At 69.8% G+C, this 16,177-nt stretch carries 18 protein-coding genes and 1 riboswitch; of the genes, 4 read left to right on the top strand and 14 right to left on the bottom strand.

From position 1 onward, the window contains the following. Positions 1-288 precede the first annotated feature (288 nt). Entirely contained in the window at positions 289-645 is a 357-nt protein-coding gene (locus tag ACPCJR_RS01150) for a GNAT family N-acetyltransferase (protein ID WP_391511084.1), read from the top strand. On the opposite strand, the gene nadC is transcribed toward ACPCJR_RS01150, so the two are convergent. Genes nadC through nadA form a run of 3 tightly spaced genes read right to left on the bottom strand, consistent with a single transcriptional unit; the run spans position 617 to position 4,060 of the window. Then, complete coding sequence (gene nadC, locus ACPCJR_RS01145) at positions 617-1,477, bottom strand: carboxylating nicotinate-nucleotide diphosphorylase (protein WP_331287140.1); 861 nt, start codon at positions 1,475-1,477, stop codon at positions 617-619. The two genes, ACPCJR_RS01150 and nadC, sit on opposite strands and share 29 nt — an antisense overlap. Beyond that, positions 1,470-3,014, bottom strand: a complete 1,545-nt coding sequence (locus ACPCJR_RS01140) for an L-aspartate oxidase (protein WP_391511085.1) — start codon at positions 3,012-3,014, stop codon at positions 1,470-1,472. Before ACPCJR_RS01140 ends, nadC begins: the two co-directional genes overlap by 8 nt. Beyond that, positions 3,014-4,060, bottom strand: coding sequence for a quinolinate synthase NadA (gene nadA / locus ACPCJR_RS01135; RefSeq protein ID WP_391511086.1), 1,047 nt, complete (start codon positions 4,058-4,060; stop codon positions 3,014-3,016). Before nadA ends, ACPCJR_RS01140 begins: the two co-directional genes overlap by 1 nt. A gap of 394 nt (positions 4,061-4,454) precedes the next feature. On the opposite strand from nadA, the gene ACPCJR_RS01130 reads away from it, so the two are divergent. Continuing rightward, positions 4,455-5,804, top strand: coding sequence for a methyl-accepting chemotaxis protein (locus ACPCJR_RS01130; RefSeq protein WP_391511087.1), 1,350 nt, complete (start codon positions 4,455-4,457; stop codon positions 5,802-5,804). 72 nt (positions 5,805-5,876) lie between these two features. On the opposite strand, the gene ACPCJR_RS01125 is transcribed toward ACPCJR_RS01130, so the two are convergent. The 8 genes from ACPCJR_RS01125 to ACPCJR_RS01090 form a co-directional block, all read right to left on the bottom strand. Then, positions 5,877-6,185 (bottom strand): hypothetical protein, encoded by a 309-nt coding sequence (locus ACPCJR_RS01125; RefSeq protein ID WP_391511088.1) that lies wholly within the window; start codon positions 6,183-6,185, stop codon positions 5,877-5,879. After that, positions 6,182-6,511 (bottom strand): EthD family reductase, encoded by a 330-nt coding sequence (locus ACPCJR_RS01120; protein WP_331287144.1) that lies wholly within the window; start codon positions 6,509-6,511, stop codon positions 6,182-6,184. Before ACPCJR_RS01120 ends, ACPCJR_RS01125 begins: the two co-directional genes overlap by 4 nt. 119 nt (positions 6,512-6,630) lie before the next feature. Further along, on the bottom strand, positions 6,631-7,962 hold the full coding sequence (locus ACPCJR_RS01115) for an NAD(P)/FAD-dependent oxidoreductase (RefSeq protein ID WP_391511089.1): 1,332 nt from the start codon (positions 7,960-7,962) through the stop codon (positions 6,631-6,633). 174 nt (positions 7,963-8,136) lie between these two features. Then, complete coding sequence (gene maiA / locus ACPCJR_RS01110; RefSeq protein WP_391511090.1) at positions 8,137-8,784, bottom strand: maleylacetoacetate isomerase; 648 nt, start codon at positions 8,782-8,784, stop codon at positions 8,137-8,139. Positions 8,785-8,810: 26 nt separating this feature from the next. Next, positions 8,811-9,110, bottom strand: coding sequence for an antibiotic biosynthesis monooxygenase family protein (locus ACPCJR_RS01105; RefSeq protein ID WP_391511091.1), 300 nt, complete (start codon positions 9,108-9,110; stop codon positions 8,811-8,813). A gap of 69 nt (positions 9,111-9,179) precedes the next feature. Continuing rightward, complete coding sequence (locus tag ACPCJR_RS01100) at positions 9,180-9,578, bottom strand: hypothetical protein (RefSeq protein WP_391511092.1); 399 nt, start codon at positions 9,576-9,578, stop codon at positions 9,180-9,182. 84 nt (positions 9,579-9,662) lie between these two features. Further along, positions 9,663-12,368 carry an aconitate hydratase AcnA gene (gene acnA, locus ACPCJR_RS01095; RefSeq protein WP_391511093.1) on the bottom strand — a complete coding sequence of 902 codons (2,706 nt, stop codon included), beginning with the start codon at positions 12,366-12,368 and terminating at the stop codon, positions 9,663-9,665. A 315-nt stretch (positions 12,369-12,683) separates the two neighbouring features. Further along, positions 12,684-12,866 carry a hypothetical protein gene (locus ACPCJR_RS01090; protein WP_391511094.1) on the bottom strand — a complete coding sequence of 61 codons (183 nt, stop codon included), beginning with the start codon at positions 12,864-12,866 and terminating at the stop codon, positions 12,684-12,686. A gap of 214 nt (positions 12,867-13,080) precedes the next feature. Between ACPCJR_RS01090 and ccmA the strand changes: the two genes are divergently transcribed. Further along, positions 13,081-13,713: a heme ABC exporter ATP-binding protein CcmA gene (ccmA, locus tag ACPCJR_RS01085; RefSeq protein WP_391511095.1), complete on the top strand. Its 633-nt coding sequence runs from the start codon at positions 13,081-13,083 to the stop codon at positions 13,711-13,713. Beyond that, the gene (ccmB, locus tag ACPCJR_RS01080; RefSeq protein WP_110350164.1) at positions 13,710-14,378 is read left to right on the top strand and encodes a heme exporter protein CcmB; all 669 of its coding nucleotides are present in this window, start codon (positions 13,710-13,712) and stop codon (positions 14,376-14,378) included. Before ccmA ends, ccmB begins: the two co-directional genes overlap by 4 nt. A gap of 16 nt (positions 14,379-14,394) precedes the next feature. Here ccmB and ACPCJR_RS01075 read toward each other — a convergent pair whose 3' ends face one another. The 3 genes from ACPCJR_RS01075 to ACPCJR_RS01065 form a co-directional block, all read right to left on the bottom strand. Then, the gene (locus ACPCJR_RS01075) at positions 14,395-14,655 is read right to left on the bottom strand and encodes a hypothetical protein (RefSeq protein ID WP_391511096.1); all 261 of its coding nucleotides are present in this window, start codon (positions 14,653-14,655) and stop codon (positions 14,395-14,397) included. Between the two features lie 141 nt (positions 14,656-14,796). Next, a complete protein-coding gene (locus ACPCJR_RS01070; RefSeq protein ID WP_391511097.1) occupies positions 14,797-15,219 on the bottom strand; it encodes a hypothetical protein in 423 nt (140 codons plus the stop codon). Between the two features lie 76 nt (positions 15,220-15,295). Beyond that, on the bottom strand, positions 15,296-15,427 hold the full coding sequence (locus ACPCJR_RS01065; protein ID WP_391511098.1) for a hypothetical protein: 132 nt from the start codon (positions 15,425-15,427) through the stop codon (positions 15,296-15,298). 461 nt (positions 15,428-15,888) lie between these two features. Beyond that, a riboswitch (cobalamin riboswitch) is annotated at positions 15,889-16,089 on the top strand. Positions 16,090-16,177: the final 88 nt, after the last annotated feature.

The following is a 16,177-nucleotide window of genomic DNA, read 5'->3' as shown; positions in this document are numbered from 1 at the left end:
GTTGCACCACCGCTTCGACCGGCCTCGTGACCGGGTGGCAACACTGTGGCAGCTTAGCCGTATCCGGGCGGATTACGAAGCCCTGACGACGCGGTTGGGGAACCGAATCCAGTGATCCCGTTCTGCATCCGCCCTCATGGTCCCGAGGAGCGCGAGACGATCCTGACCCTGTCTCAGCGCTCGATCCGGGAAGTCGCGTCGGCCGACGACGCTCCGGCCCGGATCGAGGCACGAGCGCGGATGGACCGGACAGTCTGTGCCGAACCTCGGGTTGCGTGACGCCGCTGAGTGGCGTGGGCCGATGGGCAGGCCGCGGGCTTCGTGGATCTCCGCCCCGGCGGGCGTCCGGACAAGCTCTGCGTCGATCCGGCTCATCGATGCCGGGGTGCGGCGGCGACCCTGCTCGGGACAGCGGAAGCCGAGGCCGTCACCCAGGGCGTCGAGGGGCTGCATACGGAAGCGGGCCTGACGGCCCGGCCGCTCGTCGAGGCGGCCGGCTTTCGCGTCGTCGCGCAGGAGAGCGCGATCCGCAACGGGCGGGCCCTGCACCGCTTCCGTATGCGAAAGGATGGGCTCGGGGTCTCGCCGAACCCGTCCCGACGGAAGCGCGGGAGGCTCAGGCGGCGTCGAGGCCGAGATCGATGATCGCCGAGCTGTGGGTGATCCAGCCGACCGAGATCAGATCGACGCCCGAGGCGGCGACCGCGCCGACCGTGTCACGGTTGATGCGGCCGGAGGCTTCAGTCACGGCGCGCCCGTCGACCATCGCCACCGCCTGACGCAGCGTCTCGGGGCTCATATTGTCGAGGAGCACGGCGTCGGCGCCGACCGAGAGCGCCTGTTCGAGCTGGGCCAGGGTGTCGACCTCGACCTCGATCTTCACGAGATGGCCGGTCCTGGCCCGCGCCCGCTCGATGGCCGGGACGATGCCGCCCGCGACCGCGACGTGGTTGTCCTTGATGAGCACCGCGTCGTCGAGCCCGAAGCGGTGGTTCGAACCGCCGCCCGCCCGCACCGCATGCTTTTCCAGGGCGCGCAGGCCCGGCGTGGTCTTGCGGGTGCAGACGATGCGCGCCTTGCCGTGGGGCCGTGCCGCCTCGACCAGGGAGGCGGTGGCGGTGGCGACACCGCTCAGGCGGCAGAGCAGGTTGAGGGCCACGCGCTCGGCGGTGAGGACGGCGCGGGCCGGACCCGAGAGGCGGATGACCACATCGCCGGGGACGACCCGGCTGCCGTCGCCGCGCTCGACCGAGACGGAGAGGCTCGGGTCGATCAGGTCGAAGGCGATGGCCGCGGCATCGGTGCCGGCGATCACGCCGTCCTGGCGCGAGGCGATGACCGCCTCCATGCGCTCGCCCGCGGGCACGATGGCATCGGTGGTGATGTCGCCCGCCCGACCGAGGTCTTCCAGCAGGGCGGCCCGTACCACCGGCTCCACGAGGAGCCGCGGCAGCGGCAGCAGGACGTCGTCAGGCATCGGTGAGTTCCTGAGGGGTGCGCGCGGCACCCGCTGCGGCGATGTTCGTCGCAGCGAGCGTCGTCACGGCGTGGCGGGGCGCGATCTGGCCCGGATAGTCGCTGCGCCAGTGGGCGCCACGGCTCTCGCGCCGGTCGAGGGCAGCGCGGGCGATCATCAGCCCGGTGAGGGCAGCGTCGCAGCCGCGCTCCGACAATTCGGAGAGGCGGGCGACGGCGGCGGCGAGGCCCGCCTCGTCCCGCACCACGCCGACGAAGCGCTCCATCACGGCCCGCACCTCGCTCAGGCTCCCGGCATCCGCCGGAGCGATCGTCGGCAGGCGCGTCGGGCAACCGGCCTCCGCGAATGCGGGCGTGTCGGCGATGGAGGCGGCGATGCGCGGCGCGAAGGCCAGCGCTTCGAGAAGCGAGTTGCTGGCCAACCGGTTCGCCCCGTGCAGGCCGGTCGAGGCGACTTCGCCGCAGGCCCACAGGCCGGGCACGGTGCTACGCCCGTCCGCATCCACGAGGATGCCGCCCATGTGATAGTGCACCGCCGGCCGGACCGGGATGGGCTGGACGGCGGGGTCGATGCCGGATTCGGCGCAGAGCGCCGCCACGGTGGGAAAGCGCGTCGGCATCCGGGCGCCGAGTTCGCCGCGGGTGTCGAGATAGACGCTGCGCCCCCGGGTCAGCGCCTGGAAGATGCCGCGTGCGACCACGTCCCGCGGGGCGAGATCGCCGCCCTCGACGCCGGCCATGACGGGCTCGCCGCGCTCGTCGATCAGGACCGCCCCCTCGCCGCGCAGGGCCTCGGTCGCCAGCGGCATCGGATCGCGCCCGGCGGCGATGGCGGTCGGGTGGAACTGCACGAACTCGATGTCGCGCAGGGCCGCCCCCGCCTGCGCGGCGGCGAGCAGGCCGCGGCCGAGCGCGCCGCGCGGGTTGGTGGTCGAGGCGTAGAGCGCGCCGAGTCCGCCGGTAGCGAGCACCACCGCACGAGCCGGCAGGCGGAAGGCCGAACCGTCGCGCTCGAGCACGACACCGCAGACGCGGCCGTCGCCCGCCCGCATCAGGCCGTGCAGGCCGGCCACGAGGATCTCGATGGAGGGCGTGGCGCGCACGGCCCGCACCAGGGCGTCGAGCACCGTGCGGCCGGTGGAATCGCCCCGCGCCCGGACGATGCGGCGACGGCAATGCGCGGCTTCCAGACCCAGCGCCAGGGCGCCGTCGGCATCGCGGTCGAAGCCGGTGCCGAGCCCGACGAGCCAGTCGATCAGGCCCGGCCCGGCCTCGGCCACGCGCAGGGCCACGTCCGGCTCGGTCAGGCCGGCGCCGGCGGCCTCCGTGTCGGCGGCGTGCAGGCGCGGCGTGTCGTCGGCGCCGACGGCGGCGGCGATGCCTCCTTGAGCCCAGCCCGTGGCGGTGCCGGCCCCGAGGGGCGCGGCCGTCACCAGCGTGACGGGGCGGGGCGCGAGCCGCAGGGCGGTGGCGAGGCCGGCAACGCCGGCGCCGACCACGACCACCCGGTCGGCCGGGCTGCGGGCGAAGTGGGTCATCAGGCGGCGACCGGCCGGGGGGCCACGGTCCGGGTCGGCTTGACCGCGAGCATCCGCTCGACGGCCTGACGCGCCCGGTCCGCGAGCGCCGGCTCGACGGTGACCTCGTGCGTCATCGTCTCCAGGGCGTGACGGATATTGGCAAGGGTGATCCGCTTCATGTGCGGGCACAGGTTGCAGGGCTTGATGAACTCGATGTCGGGATTGGCGACAGCGATGTTGTCGGCCATGGAGCACTCGGTCACGAGCACGACCTGGGCGGGCCGCTTCTCGGTGACGTAGTTCATCATCATCGCGGTCGAGCCGGAGAAGTCGGAGGCCTCCACCACCTCCGGCGGGCATTCCGGATGGGCGATCACGGTGATGCCGGGATAGCTGTCGCGGACCTCGGCGATGTCGGCGGGGGTGAAGCGCTCGTGCACCTCGCAATGCCCGGCCCAGGTCAGCATCTCGACCTCGGGCACCTGTTGCTGGACGTTGCGGGCCAGGAACTCGTCCGGGATCATCAGCACCCGCGGCACGCCGAGGGCCCGAACCACGTCGGCGGCGTTGCCGGAGGTGCAGCACACGTCCGACTCGGCCTTCACCGCGGCGGAGGTGTTGACGTAGGTCACCACCGGCACGCCCGGATACTTGGCCTTGAGCGCCCGCACGTCCGCGGCGGTGATCGAATCGGCCAGCGAGCAGCCGGCGCCCAGATCGGGGATCAGCACCGTCTTGCCGGGATTCAGCAGCTTGGCGGTCTCCGCCATGAAGTGGACGCCCGCCAGCACGATCACGTCGGCATCGACCGAGACGGCCTCGCGAGCCAGCGCGAGGCTGTCGCCGACGATGTCGGCCACCGTGTGGAAGATCTCCGGAGCCTGATAGTTGTGCGCCAGAACCACCGCGTTGCGCTCGCGTTTCAGGCGCAGGATGGCCTCCACGTCGGGGGCCAGCGCCGGCCACTCGATGGCGGGCACGTGGCGGCTGACGCGGGCGTAGAGGTCGGGCAGCGGAAGTGCCGGGCCGGCCGTCTCACGAAGCGCGGTACCTGCCTGGGACATCGCGGTCTCCTTTATGCTCAAAATGAGCATTGCGCCGCCTAACTTAGGGGTCGGCCCCTGCCTTGTCCAGATATGCTGAGACTGAGCATAACGATTTTGCGACGCACCAATTTATTGCAGGTGCAAAGTGGATGGCGCCGGCCGATCCAATTCACTCAGTATATCTGGACCGGTAAAATTAACATTTAATCGATTCGAGATGATCCAAAGTGCAGAGAGCCAACACTTCAATGCAATCTTAACGGATCTGAGGTCACCATCGGCACGAGCATCGGCGGGGACTGTGCCGCGGCAGCGACACAGCCACGGGCTGTATTTTGGAGCCTCGGCGAGTCCGCCCAGAATGCGGTGAACGATAAGAATTGCTGAGAAACGCCGGAGTCGATTTCAGATCATGTTGCCTCTCATGCTCCGCCGCGGCGCCGGCGCGTCCCCCACCCTCCGCATGGCCGGCTCCGACGAGGGGCGGCTGATGGAGGCCGCGGCCCGACTGGCCGGACAGGCCGAAGGAGAAGGCTCCGGCGCCTCGGGGGACGCCGCCCGCGCGCGCCTGGAGAGCGAGCATCGAAAGGCTCTGCGGACCGAGCGGGCGAACCTCGCCGCAATCGCGAGAGAAGCCTCGGAAGGCGCGATCAACATCGGCTGGACGACCTACGACGTCGGCGAGGTGGCGCAATCGACGCAGACCATCGCCAGCGCCATCGAAGAGATGGTCGCCTCGATCGCCGAAGTGGCGGAGACCTCGGCGACTGCCGGCACCAGCGCCGCCGCCGCCCGCGAGGCCATGACGGCCTGCATGTCGGATGTCGGCAACGCCCGTTCGGCCATGGACGCGATCCGCGACCGCACCCACCAGATCGACGAGCGCCTTCAGCTGCTCCAAAAGGCCATCGCCGAAATCGGCACCATGGCCGGCACCATCGCCACGATCTCGAGCCAGACCAACCTGCTGGCGCTCAACGCCACCATCGAGGCGGCCCGCGCCGGCGAGGCGGGACGCGGCTTCTCGGTCGTGGCCGCCGAGGTGAAGTCGCTCTCGGGGCAGACGGCGCGCTCCACCGAGCAGATCCGCACATGGCTCAACACGCTCCAGGGCGAGATGAGCCAGATCGCCCGCGCCGTCGAGGAGAGCCGGACGGCGGTGGCGGGCGGCAGCACGGTGGTCGACAGCCTCGGCAGCCGGGTCGAGCACGCGGCCGAGCGCATCGCGCAGACGAGCGAGATGAACGCGGCCCTGTCCGCGACGATCTCGCAGCAGCGCAGCGCCACCGCCGAGATCTCCGGCAGCGTCCAGAGCATCGCCGGCAAGGCGTCCAAGACCCGAACCGAGATCGACAGCATCACCAAACGCCTGGTGAAGGCGGAGACGCTGGCGCAGGCCGCCCTGGCCGATGCCGGGGACCTCGACGTCTACGAACTGGTGCGCCTGCCCGCCGATCTCGGCCTGTGGAAGCGGGGACTCGCCACGATCCTGCTGGGGGCGGCCCCCGCTCAGCCGGCCGCCGCCATCCTGCGCGACCGCTCCGCCCGTCGCGTCGCCGAGGCGCTGCGCTCCGATCCCGTGCGGCAAGACGCGGCGGAGGCGTTCCTGAAGGCCGAGGCGACCGCTCACAGCGAGGCGGAGCGCATGGTCCAGGCGATCGCCCAGGGCAACTGGGATGTCGGCACGCCGGCCTATCAGGCGGCGACCGCGGCGATGAAGGAGATGATGAAGGCGGCCGTCCGGATCGTCGAGGCGAACTGACGCTTCGCCTCCCCCGGCCCGGAACCGACCGACACGAACAAGGGCCGCGGATCGCGCGGCCCCGAACGTTTTTCAGGCGGCCTCGTCCTCGTCGGGGATCGGGTCCGCCGTCCAGGCGGTCGCGAAGGCGGCGAGATGACGGGCATCGCTGAAGGCGAGCACGGTCACCTGTCGCTCGGCCGGTGCGCCGCCGGGATAGGGCGCCAACAGCACCGTCTCCTGAGTCAGGCGCGCATCGGGGGCGTTGGCGTCGAGCCACGCCTGCGCCTCGGGCGTCAGCGTCGCCGGATCGGAGAGCGCCCGCGAATCGGAGCGCAGGACGATGATCGTCGTGCCGAGCCCCGGATTGGCGTTCTGAATCTGCTTGATGATGTCGATCATCCGCCCACCTTATCCGGCTCCGCGAAGTCGTTGAGCTGAACCGTCGCCTGGGTGTCGGTGAAGTTCGGGATATCCCCGAAGATCTCCGCGCCGTCCTCGGCCGCGGCGGCCTTGAAGGCCTCGGCCGAGGCGAAGCGCAGGAGCGCCATCACCTGGAAGGGCGGTTCGCCGCCGTCCGGCGTGCCGATGCCGGTGACGATCGTGTAATCGTGCAGGCCCTTCGCGGTCCAGCGCTCGCTGACCAGCGGCATGTGCTTGCCGAGATAGTAGTCCATATCGAAGCGGGTGCCGGCGCCGCTCGGATACATCACGGTGACGAGGATCATGGCGTCTCCTTCCACCGGCTCTCAACGCAGGCCGGCGGATCGGAAACATGTCGCGACGCGCCCACGGATCAAGCGGAAGCGGGCGCCCCGGGCGAAGATGCTTCGCCCGGGGCGCCCGATCAGTGCAGCTTCACCCGCGGCTCGGTGCGGCGCGTGAGCGCCCGGGCCAGAACGTCGAGGCTGGTCTTCCACCAGCCGTTCACCGCCGTCTCGTGCATCTTGTAGAGCGAGCGGTACATCAGCCGGGCGAACAGACCGGCGATGAACATGTTCTTCCCCTGGATGAAGCCCATCAGGTTGCCGACGGCGGTGTACTCGCCGAGGGAGACCAGCGAGCCGAAATCGCGGTACTTGAACGGCTTCAAAGGCCGGCCGGCGAGCCGGTTGGGAATCTGCCCGTAGAGGTGCGAGGCCTGCTGGTGGGCGGCCTGGGCGCGCGGCGGGATCGGCGTATCGGAGCCCTGCTCGACGAGATAGGCGCAATCGCCCATGGCGAAGATGTCCGGGTCCCGCGTCGTCTGCAGCGTCGGCGTGACGACGAGCTGATTGTTGCGGGTGCTCTCCAGGCCGCCGAGATCGTGCAGGAAGGCCGGCCCCTTCACGCCCGCGGCCCAGACCACGAGTTCGGACGGGATGAAGCCGCCATCGGCGAGTTGCACGCCGTCGGCGCGCACCTCCGTCACCCGCGCCTGTAGCCGCACCTCGACGCCGATCTTGGCGAGGTGCCCCATCACCTCCGCCGACAGGCGCTGCGGCACCGCCGGCAGGATGCGGTCGGCCGCCTCGACCAGGGTGATCTTGAGATCCTTGGCCGGGTCGATCCGGTCGAGGCCGGTGCTGGCGACCTCGCGGGTGGTGCGGTGAAGCTCCGCCGCCAGTTCGGTGCCGGTCGCGCCCGCGCCGATCACCGTGACGTGGAGCTGCCCGGGACGGACCGGTCCCTCCTGGGTGTGGGCGCGCAGCATGCCGTTGACGAGACGCTGGTGGAAGCGCACCGCCTGATCCTGCGTGTCGAGCGCGATCGCGTGCTCCTTCACGCCGGGCGTGCCGAAATCGTTGGTGGTGGAGCCCACCGCCATGATCAGCGTGTCGTAGGGGACCGTGCGCACGGGCGTCACCTCGCGCCCCTCGCTGTCCCGACTCGCAGCGAGCTGGATCACGCGCGTCTCGCGGTCCAGCCCGGTCATCTCGCCGATGCGGTAACGGAAGTGGTTGGCGTGGGCGTGATGCAGGTAATCGACCGCGTGGTGGCCGATATCGAGCGAGCCGGCGGCCACCTCGTGCAGCAGCGGCTTCCAGATATGGGTGCGGGCCCGGTCGACGAGCGTGACATGCGCCTTGCCGCGCTTGCCGTACTTGTTGCCGAGCTTGGTCACCAGCTCCAGGCCGGCGGCCCCACCCCCCACCACGACGATCTTGTGCTGATCCGTGATCGTTTCGCTCGGAACCATCCTCGCCCCACCTCGGTAGCCGGCCGCCTCGAATGGCGGCGCTTCCATTTGGAATGATCTTACATCAGCAACCGTGCAAGGCCTCAGACGTTCGACGCGCAGGTGGGGTGCAAGTTTCACAAGACAAAAGCGGCGACCTGTCAAATATTTCTTGAACGCCGCGAAACGCGGGCTTCAAGCCGCCGGTGCGCCGGGCTGCCGGAGGGGATGGGCACGGGCGACCGCGTCCAGGGCCAGAACCGCCTCGGCGATCCGCCGGACGGTCGGATAGGGATCGGTCTCGATGCCGAAGATGCCGGTGCCGACCCAGAGGCTGACGAGACAGAGGTCGGCATGGCTCACCGTGTCGCCCTGGCAGAAGCGTCCGGTGCCCTCCTCCGTGGAGAGACGGGTCTCCAGCGTCTTCAGACCGGTGGTGAAGGCGTTGCGCAGGAATTCCAGCATCCGCTCGCGCGGCAGACCGTAATTCTCCATCAGGAACGTGCGCACCCGCGGCACGTAGAGGGGGTGGGTGTCGCAGGCCACGACCTGGGCCAGCGAACGGGCGCGAGCCCGCGCCCGCGGCTCGGCGGGAAGCAGCTTCTCGCCGGCCTGCGTCTCCTCCAGGTAGTCGAGGATGGCGAGCGACTGCGTCAGCGGGGGGCCGTCGCCGTCGAACAGGGCGGGCACGGCGCCTTGCGGGTTGATCGCCAGGAACTCGGGCTTGAACTGGTCGCCGGCATCGAGGTCGAGGAAGATCTCCTCGTAGGCGATGCCCTTGAGGTTCATCGCGATGCGCACGCGGAAGGCCGCCGCCGAGCGCCAATTGCCGTACATCTTCATGGGATCGCCCTCTTTCCTGCGGCGGCTCAGAACGCCTTGAGCGTCAGCTCAGTGTGCTCGACCTGGGGCGGGCTCTCGAACGTGTCCGAGACCATCGCGCGATAGGTCTTCCACGCGTCCGAGCCGGTGAAGTCGCGGGTATGCGCTTCCAGCGTGTCCCACTCGATCAGCAGGCGGTAGCGCTGCGGCTTCTCGATCGACCGCCGCACCGCGAAGCTGCGGCATCCGGCGGCGGCGTGGAAGATCTCGGCGGCCCGGGCGATGTTGGCCTCGAACGTCGCCTCGGAGCCGGCCTTCACGTCGATCTGCGCGATTTCCAGAATCATGATTCCTGTCACCCACCGCCCGCCGAACCGGCATCGAACCGCCCTGCTATAGCGGTCCCGCTCGCGGCGTCACAGACAGATGCCGTCGTAATGCGCTTCGATCCGGCTGATTCGCCGGTCGTCGTCCGCCGTCCAGGCGACGCGCCAGGAGAGCCGGCAGACGAAGGCGTGCTGTTTGAGGACGGCACGGCGCGCGCCATCGGCCGGGCGCGTGAAACCCTGAGCGTCCAGCGTTCGGGTCAGGTCTGCCTCCGGCGAACCGATCGGGAAGGCCTTTTCGATCCGCGCGGAGAAGGCACGGTCCGCGTCCCGGAACGGGCGGGGCAGCCCGTCGGCGAGCGGCGGGAGCGTCGCCGGCCGCGGCGCGACCGCTCGCGACACGGCAATGAAGAGGACGCCGACAGACACGCCGACGGCCAGAGCGAACAAGCCCAGGACGATCAGGAGGCGCTTCGTCCGTCGCGTCATCGCCTTACCCGCGGCCACGGAGCACGCGCAAAAAAGCCCCTCCCTTTCGGGAGGGGCTGTCTCATCGTCGGGATCGATCCGTCCTTACGCCGCGAGCGAGCGCAGCACGTAGGGAAGGATGCCGCCGTTGCGGAAGTATTCCAGCTCGTCGAGGGTATCGATCCGGCAGGTCAGCGGAACCTCCCGCTTCGAGCCGTCCGCGGAGGTGATCTCGGCGGTGAGCGTCTGGCGCGGCTTCAGCTCGCCCGCCAGCCCCTTGATCGTCACGGTCTCGTCGCCCTTGAGGCCGAGCGACTGCCACGAGGTCTCACCCTGGAACACGAGCGGGACCACGCCCATTCCGACGAGGTTCGAGCGGTGGATGCGCTCGAAGCTCTCGGCGACCACGGCGCGCACGCCGAGGAGCTTGGTGCCCTTGGCCGCCCAGTCGCGGGACGAGCCGGTGCCGTATTCCTTGCCGGCGAAGACGACCAGCGGCGTGCCTTCCTCCGCGTATTTTTGCGCGGCGTCGTAGATGTACATCCGCTCGCCGTCGGGCTGATGCAGCGTGAGGCCGCCCTCGACGACGTTTCCGGCCTCGTCCCGCACCATCTGGTTCTTGATGCGGATGTTGGCGAAGGTGCCCCGCATCATCACCTCGTGGTTGCCGCGGCGCGTGCCGTACTGGTTGAAGTCCTGCACCCGCACCTGATGCTCCTGCAGGTACGCACCGGCGGGCGAGGCCGCGCGGATGTTGCCGGCGGGCGAGATGTGGTCGGTCGTGATCGAGTCGAGGAACAGGCCGAGGATGCGCGCGCCCTCGATGTCGGTGATCGGATCGGGGGTCTTGGTCATGCCCTCGAAGTAGGGCGGGTTCTGCACGTAGGTGGAGCCGCCATCCCAGGCGAAGGTCTCGGCCTCGGTGACCTCGACCGCCTTCCAGTTCTCGTCGCCGCCGAACACGTCGGCGTAGCGGCTCTTGAACAGGGCGGAGGTGATGTTCTCCTCAATGAAGCGGTTCACCTCCTCCGAGGACGGCCAGATGTCGGCGAGGTAGACGGGCTGGCCGTCCGAGCCCTGGCCGAGCGGCTCCCGGGTGATGTCGATCTGCATCGAGCCGGCGAGCGCGTAGGCCACCACGAGCGGCGGCGAGGCGAGGTAGTTCGCCCGCACGTCCGGGTTCACGCGGCCCTCGAAGTTGCGGTTGCCCGAGAGCACCGCCGCGGCGACGATGTCGTTGTCGTTGATCGCCTTGGAGATCGCGGGCGGCAGCGGGCCCGAATTGCCGATGCAGGTGGTGCAGCCGAAGCCGACGAGGTTGAAGCCCAGCGCGTCGAGGCTCTCCTGCAGGCCGGACTTGTCGAGATATTCGCCGACGACCTGGCTGCCCGGGGCGAGCGAGGTCTTCACCCATGGCTTCGAGCGCAGGCCCTTGGCGACCGCGTTGCGGGCCAGCAGGCCGGCACCGATCATCACGCTCGGGTTGGAGGTGTTGGTGCAGGAGGTGATCGCGGCGATCACCACGTCGCCGTGGCCGAGATCGAAATTCGTGCCCTGGACGGCGTAGCGGCTGGCGATGTCGGCGGCGCGCTTGAACTCCTTCTCCATGGACTCGGCAAAGCCCGGCTTGGCGGCGTCGAGCAGCACGCGATCCTGCGGGCGCTTCGGGCCGGCGAGCGAGGGCCGCACGGTGCCCATGTCGAGTTCGAGCGTGTCGGTGAAGACCGGGTCGGGGGTCTGCGCGTCGCGCCACATGCCCTGCGCCTTGGCGTAGGCCTCGACGAGCGCGATCCGGTCGTCGGCGCGGCCGGTGACCTTGAGGAAGTCGATGGTCTTCTGGTCGACGGGGAAGAAGCCGCAGGTCGCGCCATATTCGGGCGCCATGTTGGAGATCGTGGCGCGGTCGGCCACCGCCATGTCGTCGAGGCCGGGGCCGTAGAACTCCACGAACTTGCCGACCACACCCTTCTTACGCAGCATCTGCGTGACGGTGAGCACGAGATCGGTGGCGGTGGTGCCTTCCGGAAGCTTGCCGGACAGGCGGAAGCCGACGACCTCGGGGATCAGCATCGAGAGCGGCTGGCCGAGCATGGCCGCCTCGGCCTCAATGCCGCCCACGCCCCAGCCGAGCACGGCCAGACCGTTGACCATGGTGGTGTGCGAATCGGTGCCGACGAGCGAGTCGGGATAGGCGACCGGGAAGGAATCTCCGTCGCCGGTCCGCGTCCAGACCGTCTGCGACAGGTATTCGAGGTTGACCTGGTGGCAGATGCCGGTGCCCGGGGGCACCACGGAGAAGTTGCGGAAGGCCGACTGCCCCCATTTCAGGAAGGTGTAGCGCTCGCCGTTGCGGGCGTATTCGAGGGCGACGTTGTCGCCGAGCGCCTTCGGGGTGCCGAACTCGTCCACGATGACCGAGTGGTCGATGACGAGATCGACCGGCACCAGCGGGTTGATCTTCTGCGGATCACCACCGAGGGCGACCATGGCGTCGCGCATGGCGGCGAGGTCCACCACGGCGGGCACACCCGTGAAATCCTGCATCAGCACGCGCGAGGGGCGGAAGGCGATCTCGGTCTCGACCTTGCCCTGGTTGCCGAGCCACGCGACCGTGGCCTCGATGTCGGCCCGCTTGACCGAGCGGTCGTCCTCGAAGCGGAGGAGGTTCTCGAGGATCACCTTCATGGAGAAGGGGAGAGCGGCGGCGTCGGCCAAGCCGTTCTTCTGCGCCTCGGGAATCGAGTAGTAGGTGTAGGTCTTGCCCCCTGCCTCAAGGGTCTGGCGGGCTTTGAAACTGTCGAGCGATGCCACGGCGAGTCGAGTCCTGAGCTGGCGTTTGTCGAACACGGAGCAGGCACAACCTGCGCCACGAGAGGTGTTCGGCCGGATGCGCTCCAAGGAGCGCGCGCCGCCCCGGGGGCGCCCGGGTAGCGAGTGCTCTCGACGGAGCCCCGGCGCCGGGGCTTTCGCGAGAAACACTCAGGATGGTGCGCGAGGGGCGGTTTGGACGCCCTGAATGATCGCGCGGCGCAGCCTGGGCCGGTCTATAGAACGTTTCGAAATTGGCCGCTACTGGCCCGATGACACAGGCGCGTGCCTGACAGTGTGGGACGCCCGCCGGCGCCGTCACGCCTCCGGGCCGCGACGGTAACAGCGCCGCAGGGCCGCCCGGAACGCGGCGATCTGCTCGGGGCTCAGACGGGCGAGCCGAGCCTCCAACTGCGCCCGGCCGGCGAGCGCGGCCGGGTCGCGGGCCGCCTCGTCCTCGCTGAGCTGGGATGCCTCCCGACGACCGGTCCTGTTCTCCACGACCACGCCCTCTCGGCCCGCGCCGCCGGCCGGCGTCGAGAGATCAATGCGCGGACGGTGCGCGCGGTTCGCACCGCGTGCGGCGATGGTCTATAGCCCCGGCGCGGGACCACCTCCCCGTCGCCTCCCGCGACGCGCGGGGCCGCCCGCCAGCCCATCGCGCTCCGGGACGAAGGCGAACGTCGCGGACATCTCCCCCGTCGAAGGCCGAGCCGTGCGTCTGATCGTCGAGAATCTCGCCTGCCGCCGCTCGGGACGCCGGATCTTCTCCGGACTTTCCTTCGCCCTCGAACCGGGGCAAGGCCTCATGGTCACGGGGCGCAACGGCGCCGGCAAGTCGAGCCTGCTCGCGATGCTCTCCGGACGTCTCAAGCCCGATGCCGGCGCGATCCGCGCCGAGGGCATCGGCGAGGCGACGCTGGCCGAATGCCTTCACGTGGTCGGACATCGCGACGGCCTGAAATCCGCGCTGACGGCGGCGGAAAACCTCGAATTCGCCCGCGACCTTCTCGGCAACCCGGCCGCGGAGCCGGGGGCGGCCCTTGCGGCCATGGGATTGCCGCACGTGGCACGCCTGCCGGTCGGCTATCTCTCGGCCGGGCAGCGGCGCCGGGTGGCGCTGGCCCGCCTCTTGGTCTGCCGCCGGCCGCTCTGGCTCCTCGACGAGCCGACCGCCGCCCTCGACCTCGCCTCGCAGGGGGTGCTCGCCGCCATGATGGGCCGGCACAGGGCCGAAGGCGGCCTCGTCGTGGCGGCGACGCATCAGGCCCTCGGCCTGGAGGATGCCCGCGAATTGCGCATCGGCCCCGCCGCCCCGGAAACCGCCCCGGTGGAGGACTGGGCATGATCCGCGCCTTCTCGGCCCTGCTTGCCCGCGACCTGAAGCTCGCCGCCCGGGTCGGCGGATCGGGCGCGCTCTCGCTCGTCTTCTTCCTGATGATCGTGGTGCTGGTGCCGTTCGCGCTGGGGCCCGACCTGAACCTGCTATCGCGGATCGGCCCTGCCATCCTCTGGCTCGCGGCCGTGCTCGCGACGCTGATCGGCCTCGACCGTCTGTTTCAGTCCGACGAGGAGGACGGCTCGCTCGACCTGATGACCGGGGCCGCGGTGCCGTTGGAGGCGGTGGTACTCGCCAAGGTACTGGCCTCCTGGCTCACCACCGGCCTGCCGCTCGCACTCGCCTCGCCGTTGTTCGGGCTGCTGGTGGCGCTCTCGCCCAAGGCCATGGCCGCGACGGCCCTGACGCTCGCGCTGGGCACGCCGGCCCTGGCCTTCATCGGCGCCGTGGGCGCGGCGCTCACCGCCACGATCCGGCGGGGCGGGCTGATCCTGGCGATCATCGTGCTGCCGCTGATGATCCCGACCCTAATCTTCGGCGTCTCCGCGGCCGAGGCGGCTCTCGGCGGAACCGTGCCGCTCGCCACCCCGCTGACGGTGCTGGCCGCGCTGAGCCTGATCGCGGCGGTGGTCGGCACGCTCGCCGCCGCCGCCGCCCTGCGCTGGTCGGAGTGAAGCGTCCGCGGTTGCCTCAGTTGCAGCCGATGCAGATGCCGGTGTCGATCTTGTCGTTCTTCTTCTCCATCGACGTCTCCCGGTCGGGGTTGTCGGCGTCGCGGCGCGCCCCCCCGGCCCCGGCGGGCGGCATGGTGCGGCCGACGGGTGAGGTGTTGGGCGCGTAGATGGTGGAATGGGCGCCGCCGCCGGTACCCGTCTGAGCGGGCGACTCGGCCGACGCCGATGCGGTGAGCGCGGCCGTCAGGGCGGCAGCGGAGAGGATGCGTGCGATCATCGTCGAACTCCCTTGCGGTGCCAACGCGCTAGGGTGCCGTCGGTTCGCCGTCGCCCGCCCGCGATGTCGCGGTTTGACCCGTCGCAAGGCCCCGCCGAGCGCCCGACGAGGCCGGCGCCTTCGTCACTGCATGAGACATCGTCAGTTCGGCCAGCGGATGGTCGCCTCGCGCAGGCCGATGATCCGCGCCTCGTCGAGGCCGAAACGGGGGGAGGCATCGAAGACCTCGCCGGAAATGCTGACGTCGCAGGCGTCCCCCAATTCGCCGCTCTGGCAACGGGCAAGCGCCCGCGTGCGGCTCTCGGCATCCGCCTCGGCGACGTGGATCAGAAGCCGTCCCACGCTCGGCACGTCGGAAGCGCCGATCTCGGTCCTGATCCCGACGCAGGTCAGTTCCTCCGGCGTCGCGAACACGAGGTGGCAATGGTCGAGGACGACGCGCCGGCCGATATGGTGCCGCGCCCGCTCGATGAATCCGGCCGCATCCGCACGATCATCGACGGCCAGCGAAGCGAAGGGGGCCAGAGCGACGGACAGAGCCACCACGCAAAGAACCCGCATCATCGTCGGCTCTCGGTCGAAATCGTCGCCAATAGCCTAGCAAGCGTCGGGCCAGGGGGACGCGCACGATCGGTCGATTTCAGCGGGGCTGACCGGTCTCCCGGGCATGGGTGTTCTGGTTGGCGGTCGGGCCGGTGCGGTTGAACGCGAACACGATCACCGCCGCCAGCAGGATCAGGACGATGGGTAGGGCGAACATCCAGCGATGCATGGGAGTCATCCGAGCGCGAGAAACGGGAGTTTCGGAACCCGGGCTCCCGCCGATTGGCTCCGGCGCATGGGCCATGACGCCGAGCTTCATCCCGCGACCTCTCGTCCTATGCGCCGGATGCATGCCTCCAGTGAGAGCTTATCGGATTGCCTTGTGCAGTGCAGCGTGAGAGAAGACGTCATGCAGGGCGCGACGGCGTCGCACCTTGTTGCCCTTCTTGGGCGTTTCCTCCCTAGACTTCGGGCCGCCCCTCGGGGCGGCCTTTTTTCTGTCCGCTCATCCTCGAACAACCATTGCTTTGTTCTTCCATCCTACCGCTCCGTGGGAGAGTTTTCCGCGCGCGGCCCGGTGCGCTGCAGCAAAATTCCACCCTCCCCGAGTTGCCGCTCGCTCGCGTGGCCGCGCAGGCACAGCTTCACAGTTTCGTGGCGGACCCCGATTGACCGCTGGGAAGTCCGCCGCATAGCGTGGCCGTCGACGGTTCCCGCGAGGGATCAAAAGGGAATGCGGTGAGGGGCCCTGTGCCTTGATCCCGCAGCTGCCCCCGCAACTGTGAGCGGAGAGCCCTCCATCACCACGTCACTGGGCGCGTTTTAGCCTGGGAAGACGATGGAGGGCGACGACCCGCGAGCCAGGAGACCTGCCGTCAGCCGTGGTCACACGCGAAACATGCCGGGCGGGGTGCATCGGCAGGTGTTGGGATGTCGGAGGCCGCGAGGGCCCGGCGCCTCGGCCTCGTTCGCGGTGACG

The organism is Methylobacterium sp. NPDC097929 (assembly GCF_049543375.1).
Taxonomy (GTDB): domain Bacteria; phylum Pseudomonadota; class Alphaproteobacteria; order Rhizobiales; family Beijerinckiaceae; genus Methylobacterium.
This window is presented reverse-complemented; position numbering and strand designations above follow the sequence as displayed.